Annotated in this window: 10 protein-coding genes; 7 read left to right on the forward strand and 3 right to left on the reverse strand. The window is 72.2% G+C overall.

Annotated elements, in window-relative coordinates:
• Window positions 1-185: 185 nt before the first annotated feature.
• Complete coding sequence (locus tag FLX08_RS39100) at window positions 186-869, reverse strand: DUF1707 SHOCT-like domain-containing protein (protein ID WP_142625307.1); 684 nt, start codon at window positions 867-869, stop codon at window positions 186-188.
• Between the two features lie 121 nt (window positions 870-990).
• On the opposite strand from FLX08_RS39100, the gene FLX08_RS39105 reads away from it, so the two are divergent.
• The 6 genes from FLX08_RS39105 (at window position 991) to FLX08_RS39135 (ending at window position 8,273) form a co-directional block, all read left to right on the forward strand.
• Window positions 991-2,553, forward strand: coding sequence for an ankyrin repeat domain-containing protein (locus tag FLX08_RS39105; RefSeq protein ID WP_142625308.1), 1,563 nt, complete (start codon window positions 991-993; stop codon window positions 2,551-2,553).
• Window positions 2,554-2,627: 74 nt separating this feature from the next.
• Entirely contained in the window at window positions 2,628-4,274 is a 1,647-nt protein-coding gene (locus tag FLX08_RS39110) for an isovaleryl-CoA dehydrogenase (protein ID WP_142625309.1), read from the forward strand.
• A gap of 90 nt (window positions 4,275-4,364) precedes the next feature.
• Window positions 4,365-4,793, forward strand: a complete 429-nt coding sequence (locus FLX08_RS39115; RefSeq protein ID WP_142625310.1) for an OsmC family protein — start codon at window positions 4,365-4,367, stop codon at window positions 4,791-4,793.
• 114 nt (window positions 4,794-4,907) lie between these two features.
• Window positions 4,908-7,028, forward strand: a complete 2,121-nt coding sequence (gene glgX / locus FLX08_RS39120; RefSeq protein ID WP_142625311.1) for a glycogen debranching protein GlgX — start codon at window positions 4,908-4,910, stop codon at window positions 7,026-7,028.
• A gap of 91 nt (window positions 7,029-7,119) precedes the next feature.
• Entirely contained in the window at window positions 7,120-7,968 is an 849-nt protein-coding gene (locus tag FLX08_RS39125; protein WP_244313221.1) for an AzlC family ABC transporter permease, read from the forward strand.
• Window positions 7,965-8,273: an AzlD domain-containing protein gene (locus FLX08_RS39135; RefSeq protein ID WP_142625312.1), complete on the forward strand. Its 309-nt coding sequence runs from the start codon at window positions 7,965-7,967 to the stop codon at window positions 8,271-8,273. The genes FLX08_RS39125 and FLX08_RS39135 overlap by 4 nt, the downstream gene beginning before the upstream one ends.
• Before the next feature lie 149 nt (window positions 8,274-8,422).
• Here FLX08_RS39135 and FLX08_RS39140 read toward each other — a convergent pair whose 3' ends face one another.
• Together FLX08_RS39140 and FLX08_RS39145 are read right to left on the reverse strand one after the other, a co-directional pair.
• On the reverse strand, window positions 8,423-9,532 hold the full coding sequence (locus FLX08_RS39140; RefSeq protein WP_244313222.1) for an ATP-dependent DNA ligase: 1,110 nt from the start codon (window positions 9,530-9,532) through the stop codon (window positions 8,423-8,425).
• The gene (locus FLX08_RS39145; RefSeq protein WP_142625313.1) at window positions 9,516-10,253 is read right to left on the reverse strand and encodes a pyrimidine reductase family protein; all 738 of its coding nucleotides are present in this window, start codon (window positions 10,251-10,253) and stop codon (window positions 9,516-9,518) included. Before FLX08_RS39145 ends, FLX08_RS39140 begins: the two co-directional genes overlap by 17 nt.
• A 206-nt stretch (window positions 10,254-10,459) precedes the next feature.
• Here FLX08_RS39145 and FLX08_RS39150 point away from each other — a divergent pair, with 206 nt between their 5' ends.
• Window positions 10,460-11,302 carry a tyrosinase family protein gene (locus FLX08_RS39150; protein WP_167530759.1) on the forward strand — a complete coding sequence of 281 codons (843 nt, stop codon included), beginning with the start codon at window positions 10,460-10,462 and terminating at the stop codon, window positions 11,300-11,302.
• Window positions 11,303-11,404: the final 102 nt, after the last annotated feature.

Consider the following 11,404-nt stretch of genomic DNA (forward strand, 5'->3'; position numbering starts at 1 on the left):
CCCGGGAGTGGTCGGCCGCCCCAGCGGACGCCTCTCTCGCCGCGAATGCGGCACGTTCTCGGCGGCTGAACGGCGAGAACGTCTTGGTGACAGGCGTTGCGCCGGCGCAGTCGGGCGTATAGGGCCATCCGGCCGGCGCCGCCCGATCAGCAGGCCCGATCGGGAGGCCCGGCCAGTGGGGCCGATCAGTGCAGGCCGTGGTGGCGGCGGTGGGGCATCTCGTGCCCGCCGTAGCCCGGGCGCTGGCGGCGCTCCTGCCACCACTCGCTCCAGGCGAACAAGCCGCGCTTGATCGGGGCGGCGTGCGAGTCGCCGATGATCTTCACGTCGCCCATCAGCACGTACGCCGTGACCTTGACGACGGGGGCGGACTGGCCGCGGGGCGCCTCGATCACCTGGACCTTCTTGTCCCCCATGATCGTGATCCCGGACAGCTCGACGTCGACGCCGTCCGGCACGATGATCTTCACGTCGCCCATCACGCACGCGGCGACGATGTCCACCTCACGCCCGCGCACCTCGGCCTGGCGCAGGTCGAGGACGACGTCGCCCATCACGCAGACCGCGCCGATGCCGTCGTCGATCCGCCACGTGCCGGTCCTCTTGGCGTCGCCCAGCACCGCCACGATCCATTTGCGCATCCTGCCCTGCGGGGCGGCCGGCGCGGCGGGCCGGGGTGCGGGAGAGCCTCCCGGCAGGTCGGCGGTGATCTGGGCGAGCTCGCCATGGGTCTGCGCAAGGTAGGCGGCCTCGGTCCGCTCGGTCAGCTCCGCGAGGGTCAGCCGCCCCTCGGCGGAGGCCACGCGCAGCTGCTCCACCACGGACTCGCGTTCGGCGTCGGATGCCCGCATACCACCCGGATCGTTCACGCCCCTCACCGTATCCCGGCCGGCCCCGCGATCCCTCCTCCCTGGGAACGATCCTGGGAGACGATCCAGGGAGACGATCCCTGCGGACGACGTACGGAAGGGGCTGTGTGAGCATGGAGTCGTGACCCGCAGCAGGTTATTGGAGGCGATAGCGGGAGGGGACGTCGCGCGGGTGGCGGCGTTGCTGCACCCGGACACCGCCGTGAACCCCGCTCAGGGGACGACGCCGCTCTACCGGGCGGCCGTCGACGGCCACCACGACATCGTCAGGCTGCTCCTGGAGTATGGCGCCGACCCGGACCAGCCGAGCGGAGGACACGGGGAGGGTCTTCCGCTCTGTGCGGCGGCGTGCTGGAACCACGCCGAGACCGTGCAGGCGCTGCTCGACGGCGGCGCCGACCCCGACGCGGCGGAGGAGGGCGGCTGGACGCCCCTGCTGTGGGCCGCGGCCAACGGCAACCTGGAGTCGGCCGACATCCTGCTCGACGCCGGGGCCGACCCCGGCCGGGCCGACGACGACGGCGACACCCCGCTGACGCTGGCCGCGGTCTTCGGGGCGTACGGGATCGTCTGGTCGCTGCTGGAGCACGGCGCCGACCCGTCCGCGCCGGGCTGGGACGGCATGACCCCGCTGGAGATCGCCACGCGGCTGGCGGCGGTGGATGTCGAAGCCGTGCTGCGCGAGGAGGTCTCCAGGAAGGTGGAGGGCGAGCACACGGTGCTGGTGGCCCACACCTCCGCCGCCGACGGCACCCGGCGGGTCACGGTCGAGGCGCGCGGCGCCGGCGGCGACTACTCGATCACCCGCCAGCAGGGGCACGCCGCCATCGCGACGGTCCTGGAGGCGGCTCTCGGCCTGCGTCCGCCCCCGGACGTGCTGCTCAGGCGCGTGCTTCCCTACCGCGACCTGGACGAGGACGACGAGACGTGGTGGGCGGCCGTTCACGCGCTCCAGTCCCGCCACGACGAGGAGACGTTCCTCGCGCTGACCCGGCTGTGCGAGAGCGACGACCCGGTGGAACGGGAGTTCGGCGTCGACGTGCTCGCGCAGTTCGGCCGCGTCACGGGCGTCGGCAGGCAGGCCGCGCTCGTCAGGCGGACGGGGCTCGACGGCCGGCCATGGTCCGGCGGGGAGACAGGGCTCGGCGGGGACACCGCGCACGACCCCTACCGCGACCGCGTCCTGGAGATCCTGCGCGACCTGGCCCGGCACGAGACCGACCCCGCGGTCGTCGAGGCGCTGCTCCGCGCGTTCGGCCACCAGACCGACGAACGGGCGCTCCCCGAGGTGCTCAAGCTCATCGACACGCCGGGCCGGGAGCCCACGGTCCACGATCCCATGGCACTCGCCGCGGTGCTGTCTCCGGACGACGAGGACGGGCTGGCCGCGCTGATCCGGCTGAGCCGGTGCGCCGACGACGAGGTGCGCGACTGGGCCACGATGGGCATCGCGGGGCTGCCCGCCGACACCGCGCCCATCAGGGACGCCCTGGTCTCCCGGCTGGCGGACCGTGATCTGACGACGGTGGCCGAGGCCGCGCGCGGCCTGGCCGGGCGCGGGGACCGGCGCGCGATCGAGGGCGTCCACCGGGTGCTGTGCGAGGCGGGGGCCGACCAGGACTACGCCCGCGACCTCGCCCTGGAGGCGGCCCAGGAGCTCGGACTGGAGATTTCCGGCGCTTGACCGTTTGCTGTCCGGTGTTTGTCCCGGCCGCTTGGGATGTTGAGATGGAGTCCCGGCATCGTGGACGTCCCGGTATGGACGAGTCCCTGCATCGACCACAGGAGGACCCAGTGACCCACGACGTGACCAACCAGGTGCCACCGCTGTCCGGCCACGACGTCGCGGCCGACAAGGCGCTGCTGGAGGGGCTCACCAGGGAAGGGGCGGACTGGGCGACCGGGGAGCTGCGCCAGCTCGGCCTGCTGGCCGGTTCGGCGAAGGCGCAGGAGTGGGGGCGGCTGGCCAACGAGCACCCGCCCGTCCTGCGGACCCACGACCGCTACGGCAACAGGATCGACGAGGTCGAGTTCCACCCGGCGTGGCACGAGCTGATGACGGTCGCGGTCGAGAGCGGCGCGCACGCCGCGCCCTGGACGTCGGCCCGGCCGGGTGCGCACGTCGCCAGGGCCGCCAAGTTCTTCACCTGGTCGCAGGTCGAGGCCGGGCACGGCTGCCCGATCTCGATGACGTACGCCGCCGTGGCCGCGTTGCGGCACTCGCCGTCGCTGCGCGCCGAGTGGGAGCCGCTGCTGGCCTCCCGCACGTACGACTTCGGGCTGCGCCCGGCCAGGGACAAGCGCGGCGTGCTGGCCGGGATGGCCATGACCGAGAAGCAGGGCGGCTCCGACGTGCGGGCCAACACCACCAGGGCCCAGCCGCTGGGCGACGGGAGCTTCGCCCTGACCGGCCACAAGTGGTTCAACTCCGCCCCGATGTGCGACGTGTTCCTGGTGCTGGCCCAGGCCCCGGGCGGGCTGTCGTGCTTCCTGCTCCCCCGCGTGCTGCCCGACGGCACCCGCAACGCGATTCGTCTGATGCGGTTGAAGGACAAGCTCGGCAACCGGTCGAACGCCTCGGCCGAGGTCGAATATGAGGGCGCGATCGCCTACCTCGTCGGCGAGGAGGGCCGGGGCGTCCGGACGATCATCGAGATGGTGAACATGACCAGGCTCGACTGCGTGATCGGCTCGGCCGCCGGCATGCGATACGGCCTGACGCAGGCGCTTCATCACGCCCGTCACCGCAGGGCGTTCGGCCGGACGCTGGCCGAGCAGCCGCTGATGCGCTCGGTGCTCGCCGACCTGGCGCTGGAGTCGGAGGCCGCGACCGCGCTCATGATGCGCCTGGCCGGGGCGACCGACCGGGCGATCCGGGGCGACGCGGCCGAGGGCCTGTTCCGCCGGGCCGCCCTCGCCGCCGGCAAATACTGGGTGTGCAAGCGGGCGCCGGTCCACGCGGCCGAGGCGCTGGAGTGCCTCGGCGGCAACGGGTACGTCGAGGAGTCGCAGATGCCCCGGTTGTTCCGGGAGTCGCCGCTGAACGGCATCTGGGAGGGCTCGGGCAACGTGGCCGCCCTCGACCTGATGCGGGTGATGGCCAGGGAGCCCGAAGCGGTCGAGGCGTTCTTCGCCGAGGTGACGCTGGCCCAGGACCGGAGGGTCGCCGACGCGGCCGAGCGGGTCCTGAAGAGGCTCGCCGCCGCGGGCGAGGCCGACGCGCGCCGGGTGGCCGAGGAGATGACGCTGGTCCTCCAGGCGTCCCTGCTCGTACGGCACGCCCCCGCCGCGGTGGCCGACGCGTTCTGCGCCTCACGCCTGTCCGGCGACTGGGGGCGCGCCCTCGGCACGCTGCCCTCCGGCGTCGACCTGGAGGCGGTCCTGGAGCGCGCGGCCCCGGCGTGAGCCGGCTACCGGCCATGCCGCGGGCCCGACGCGTCGGCGGCGGCGTTAAGGTGCCTGTGGATAGGCTCCGCTTACTGAAGGGATATCGCCATGGCGACCACTCGTACCGCGACGACGCAGTGGAAGGGCGCACTGCTCGACGGTTCGGGCACCGTTTCGCTCGACACCTCCGGGGTCGGCACCTTCGACGTCTCCTGGCCCTCCCGGGCGGAGGCGGCCAACGGCAAGACGAGCCCGGAGGAGCTGATCGCCGCCGCCCACTCCTCGTGCTTCTCGATGGCCCTGTCCGCCGGCCTGGCCAAGGCCGGCACGCCGCCCCAGTCGCTGGAGACCCGCGCGGACGTCACCTTCCAGCCGGGCGAGGGCATCACCGGCATCGTGATCTCTGTCCGCGGGCAGGTGCCCGGCATCTCCGCCGAGGACTTCCAGCAGGCCGCGGAGACCGCCAAGGCGAACTGCCCGGTGAGCAAGGCGCTCGCCGGCACGACGATCACTCTCAACGCCGAACTCGTCGGCTGAGCACCAGCGGGAGCCCCCGCCGGACCCGATCCGGCGGGGGCTCCCGCGTTCCCATGCAAGAGCAGGGGTCGTCGCGGGTGCACGATTCGCCCGAGCAGTGGAGAATGAGGTTACATGCGCGAGGTTTGGCCCGGAGAGCCCTACCCGCTCGGCGCCACCTGGGATGGTGTGGGCACCAACTTCTCGGTGTTCTCAGAAGTGGCCGAGCGGGTCGAACTGTGCCTGTACGACGACAGAGGGGAGGAAACTCGCGTCGACCTGCCCGAGGTCGACGGGTTCGTCTGGCACGGCTACGTGCCCGGGATCATGCCCGGCCAGCGGTACGGCTTCCGCGTGCACGGCCCCTACCGCCCCGACCACGGGCACCGGTGCAATCCGTCCAAGCTGCTGCTCGACCCGTACGCCAAGGCGATCGAGGGCTCGGTGCGGTGGAACGAGTCGCTCTTCTCCTACCATTTCGCCGACCCCGCGCGGCTCAACACCGCCGACTCCGCGCCATACATGCCGAAGAACGTGGTCGTGAACCCGTTCTTCGAGTGGGGCAACGACCGGCCGCCCCGCACGCCGTACCACGAGACCGTGATCTACGAGGCGCACGTGCGCGGCCTGACCATGCGCCATCCCGCCGTCCCCGAGGAGCAGCGGGGCACCTACGCCGGGCTCGCGCACCCGGCCGTGATCGACCACCTGCTGTCGATCGGCGTGACGGCGGTCGAGCTCATGCCCGTGCACCAGTTCGTGCCCGAGCACTTCCTGGTCGCCCGGGGGCTGACCAACTACTGGGGCTACAACACGATCGCCTACATGGCGCCGCACAACGCGTACGCCAGCTCGGGCCAGCGCGGCGAGCAGGTCCAGGAGTTCAAGGCGATGGTGCGGGCCCTGCACGACGCGGGGATCGAGGTGATCCTCGACGTCGTCTACAACCACACCGCCGAGGGCGACCACATGGGCCCCACGCTGGGCTTCCGCGGCATCGACAACGTCGCCTACTATCGCCTCCGCGAGGAGGACCGCCGCTACTACCTCGACTACACCGGGTGCGGCAACTCGCTGAACGTCCGCTCGCCCCACGCGCTCCAGCTCATCATGGACTCGCTGCGCTACTGGGTGCTCGACATGCACGTGGACGGCTTCCGCTTCGACCTGGCCGCCGCGCTGGCCCGGGAGCTGCACGACGTCGACCGGCTGAGCGCGTTCTTCGACCTCATCCAGCAGGACCCGGTGATCTCGCAGGTCAAGCTCATCGCCGAGCCGTGGGACGTCGGCCCCGGCGGCTACCAGGTCGGCAACTTCCCGCCGTTGTGGACGGAGTGGAACGGCAAATACCGCGACTCCGTGCGGGACTTCTGGCGCGGCGCCTCCCGGACGCTGCCCGAGTTCGCCTCGCGCCTGGCCGGCTCCAGCGACCTCTACGCCAGCAGCGGCCGCCGCCCGGTCGCCTCGATCAACTTCGTGACCGCCCACGACGGGTTCACCCTCAACGACCTCGTGTCGTACGACCACAAGCACAACGAGGCCAACGGCGAGGGCAACCGCGACGGCACGGACGACAACCGCTCCTGGAACTGCGGCGCCGAGGGCCCCGTGGAGGATCCCGGCATCGTACGGCTGCGCCGGCGGCAGCGGCGCAACCTCCTCACCACGCTGTTCGTGTCCCAGGGCGTGCCGATGCTGCTGGCGGGCGACGAGTTCGGCCGCACCCAGCACGGCAACAACAACGCCTACTGCCAGGACAACGAGATCTCGTGGATCGACTGGTCGCTGATCCGGCAGGAGGGCGACCTGCTGGAGTTCGTCCGCCGCCTGGCCGCGTTACGGCGGGCGCATCCCGTCTTCCGGCGGCGCCGGTTCTTCCAGGGCCACTCGCCCGGGGACGGCAGCAGGGACATCATCTGGCTCACGCCGTCCGGCACCGAGATGACCGACGGCGACTGGCACACGGGCTACGCGAAGTCGCTGGCGGTGTACGTCAACGGCGAGGCCATCAGCGAGCCCGGCCCGCGCGGCGAGCGGATCAGGGACGAGACGTTCCTGCTGCTGATCAACGCGCACCACGAGAACCTGACGTTCGCCCTCCCGGGTCCGGAGCTGGGGGCCGCCTGGCGTCCCGTCCTCGACACCGCCGAGGAGGATGTCCGCGACGACCCGTACGCCGAGGAGATCCTGCCCGCCGAGGCCAAGGTCTGCCTCGCCGACCGGTCCATGCGGGTCCTGGTCTGCACCGGCGCCTGAGCCGTCCCCGCCACAAGGCCGTCCCCGCCGGCACGTCTTGGCCACCGACCCCATGGGGGACATACCTGCACGCTTCGTTACTCTCTGGCGGGTGACCACGACACCAGTGCAGGCCGGCCTGCCGCCGAAGCCCCGGGCGGCGGTCGTACGGGACGCCCTCGGGGTCGGCACTGCCGTCGGCCTGTCGGGCTTCGCGTTCGGCGTGACCTCGGCGGGTGCGGGGATGACCGTCGTCCAGACCTGCGTGCTGTCGCTGTTCGTGTTCACCGGGGCGTCCCAGTTCGCGCTGGTGGGCGCGCTCGGCGGCGGCGGCAACCCGCTCGCCGCCGCGGCCGGGGCGCTGCTGCTCGGCGTCCGCAACGCCTTCTATGGGCTGCGGCTGTCGCAGCTGCTCGGGCTCCCCGGATCGGTCCGCCCGCTCGCCGCGCAGTGGGTGATCGACGAAACCTCCGCCGTGGCCCTGGCCCAGCCCGACCGGCGCCTCGCCCGGCTCGGGTTCACGGTGACCGGGGTCAGCCTGTACGCCGGGTGGAACATCACCACGTTCCTGGGCGCGCTGGGCGCCTCCGCGCTGGGCGATCCGACGGCCTGGGGGCTCGACGCCGCCGGTCCGGCCGTCTTCCTCGCCCTGCTCCTGCCCATGCTCCGAGGCCGTTCCTCCTCCACGCCCGCCGCCGCTCCCCCTGCCGAACCGCCCAGTGACGGCGGACCCGCTGGTCACGCCGGACCGCGCGATGAGGCGCCCCGCGCACCGCAGGCGGCCCGGGACCCGCTCGCCCGGCGCGCGGAGGCGGTGGTGGCGGTGCTGGCCGTGGTGCTCGCCCTCGCCTGCGTGCCGTTCGTGCCCGTAGGTGTGCCGGTGCTGGTGGCCGTGCTCGCCGCACCCGCCGTGCTGGCCGCGTCACGGCTGCTCACCCGTTCGCCCCGAGGAGGACGCTGATGGTCTGGGTCGCGATCGTCGTCACGGCGGCCGGGTGCTATGCCGTGAAGCTGCTCGGCCTTTCGGTGCCGGCGGCGGTGCTGGAGCGGCCCCTCGTCCGCAGGCTGGCCGCGCTGGTGCCGATCGCGGCGCTGGCCGCGCTGATCGCCCTGCAGACCTTCGCCGACGGTCGCACGCTCGTGGTCGACGCCCGGGCCGCCGGGCTCGCCGCGGCGGCCGTCGCGCTGCTGCTGCGCGCGCCGTTCCTGGTGGTCGTGGCGGTCGCCGTCGTCGTCACCGCCGCCGTCCGCGCCCTGACCGGCTGAAGGTCAGGGCTGCTGATGGCCGGCCGGCGGTGCGACGGGCCAACGGATCTGTGAGGGGTCAGCAGGTCAGCAGCAGGTCAACGGCCCAGCGGGGGCAGGCGCTCAGCGGCCCGCTGGGTCAGTGCAGCGGGTCAACGGCCCACCGAGTGTCACCGGGCGAGGATCTTGTCGAGGTCGTAGCTCACCGGGCGTTCGAGCTGTTCGTACGTGCAGGACTCGGGCGTGCGATCCGGGCGCCAGCGGCGGAACTGCGCGGTGTGCCGGAACCGGTCGCCTTCCATGTGGTCGTAGGCCACCTCGACCACCCGTTCCGGCCGCAGCGGGATGAACGACAGATCCTTCTTGGCGTTCCACCGCGACACGGCGCCGGGCAGGCGCTGGCCCCCGGCGCCGCCCGTCGCGACCTCGGCCCAGTGTCCCCACGGATGCTCGCTCAGGTCCTCCACCCGGTAGGGCGCGAGCTCCTCGACGAGTTCCTCCCGCCGCTTCATCGGGAAGGACGCGGCGACGCCCACGTGGTGCAGGCGGCCGTCCGGCGAGTAGAGCCCGAGCAGCAGCGAGCCGACGATCGGCCCCGACTTGTGCTCGCGGTAGCCCGCCACCACACAGTCGGCCGTCCGCTCGTGCTTGACCTTGAACATCACGCGCTTGTCCGGCGCGTACGGCTGATCGCCCGGCTTGACGACGATGCCGTCCAGACCGGCGCCCTCGAACGCGTCGAACCACTCGGCCGCCAGGCTCTCGTCCCGGGTCACCGGCGTGAGCCGTACGGAACGGCCCGCGCCCGCCAGCGCCTCCTCCAGCCGGGCCCTCCGCTCCGAGAACGGCGCCTCCATGAGGTCCTCCGTCCCGCTGGCGAGCAGATCGAAGGCGACGAAGGACGCTGGCGTGTTCCCGGCCAGCAGCCGCACCCGCGACTGCGCGGGATGGATGCGCTGCTGCAACGCGTCGAAGTCGAGCGACTGCCCCCTGATCAGCACGATCTCGCCGTCCACGACGCACCTGGGCGGCAGCTCCTGCCGGATGGCCTCGACCAGCTCGGGGAAGTAGCGCGTGAAGGGCCGCTCGTTCCTGCTGCCGAGGAAGACCTCGTCGCCGTCGCGGAAGACGATGCAGCGGAAGCCGTCCCACTTCGGCTCGTAGAAGAGCGTGCCGTCCTGCTTCGGCAGCCCCTTGACGGCCTTGGCGAGCATCGGCGCGACCGGCGGCACGACCGGTAGATCCAGATCGGGGATCTCCGGCTCAACCGGAAGATTCATCCTGCGCCTCCCTGATGTATCGGCAGAAGAGGAAACCGTCCTCTTCGAGCACCTGGGCGAGGGTCAGCGGCGTGTGCGATGCGACGCCGTCCAGTATGCGCGCCGCGTCGCCGCCGACCAGAAGCGGGCTCACGGTCAGCGCCAGCTCATCGACCAGGCCGGCGGCGGCCAGTTGGGCGTTCACCCGGGGGCCGCCCTCGCACAGGACGCGGCCGAGTCCCCGGGCGCGCAGCTCGCTCACAGCCGTCGCGAAATCGACCGTCTCCTCGCCCGCGACGATGACGTCGGCCCTGGCGGCCGCCTCCTCGCGGCGCTCCTTCGGCGCCGACTCGGTCGTGATCACGATCGTCCGGGCGTACGGCTCCGCCTCGGTGAACAGCTCACTGCCGAGGTCGAGATCGAGGCGGCGGGTGACGACGGCGATGGGCGGCGCCGGAGGCCTGCCCTCCCGCAGGCCCCGCCACGACTCGCGCGGGCGGGCCGGTCGGTATCCCTCCGTGCGGACGGTGGCGGCCCCGGCCAGCACGACGTCGGCCAGGCCGCGCAGCACTCCGAAGATCCGCTTGTCGGCCCGGCCGGACAGGCCCTCCGAGTGGCCTTCGACCCAGGCCGCGCCGTCGGCGCTGCTCACCATGTTGAGGCGCAGCCAGTGGTCGCGCGGATAGGCGTAGGCGGCGGGGATGTCCGGCTCGTCCTCGGCGTAGGGGTGGATGCGGCGCACGCTTCCTACAGTGGCACACCGCACCGACAACCCCGCCCCGACGCCCCGTGCCCACGGCCCGTGCCCACGGCCCCGGCACCCCGACACGCCGCGAAATTCACGGTCAAGCGGCTTCGCCGTTCTAATCTTTCGGCCGGTCGCAACAGACCACGGGGATCCGGTGACATTCGGGGGGCGGACAGATGCGCGGGCCGAGCAGGCGGGAGATGCTGGCGTCAGCGGTGTGGGGAACGGCGGCGATCGCGTTCGGGGTACGCGGTCCGGCGGCGTACGGGGATCCGGCCCCGCCCACGGTTCGCCGGCGGGTCGGCGACATGACCAACGTGCAGTGGGAGGCGTTCGTCCGGGCGGTGCGCGCGCTGAAGGCACGGGGAACCTACGACGCGCTGGTCAACGCCTACACGGAGCAGTTCGCGGCCACCCACGCCAACGGCTTCTTCCTGCCGTGGCAGCGCAGATATCTCCTGCACTTCGAGCGGGAGCTCCAGCGCATCGATCCGGGCGTGTCCGTGCCGTACTGGGACTGGACGCGCGACAGCCGGTCGCCGCAGCGCTCGGCGGTGCTGTCGAAGGCGTATTTCGGGGGAAACGGCAGCGCGGAACACGATCAGGCCGTGCTCGACGGCGCGTTCGCCGGGTGGACCGCCAGAATCCCGGGGCCCCACCCGCTCCGGCGTTCCTATGCCGACAGCGGGAAGATCCCCGCGTGGGCCTCGTCCGATCTCATGGTGAACATGCTGAAAAATCCGGACTTCCAGGTGTTCAACATGCAGATGGAGGTCCACATCGGCGCGGTGCAGATGGGCATCGGAGGCGACCTGGCCCTGCCCTCCGCCCCGAACGACCCCTTGTATTGGGTCATCGCCTGCTTCGGCGACCTGCTGTGGCACATGTGGCGCTCCCGCCATCCCGGTGCCCCGATCCGGTCGGCGTACGGGAACGTCACCGAGTCCAGCCGCCTGCCCCGTTACAGCGAAACGGTCGCGAGCGTCCTGGACGTCGAGAAGCTGGGCTACCGCTACGACGGCGTGTGGCCGCGCACGCGCTGACCTCGTCGGGGACGGCCGGCGACAGGCGGCGCGCTCACTGGTGCACCATCGCTTTTGTCGGCAGTCTTGAGGCTGCTGATGCACCCGAGGTGCCGCCGGATC

The organism is Microbispora hainanensis, from assembly GCF_006874475.1.
GTDB lineage: Bacteria > Actinomycetota > Actinomycetes > Streptosporangiales > Streptosporangiaceae > Microbispora > Microbispora hainanensis.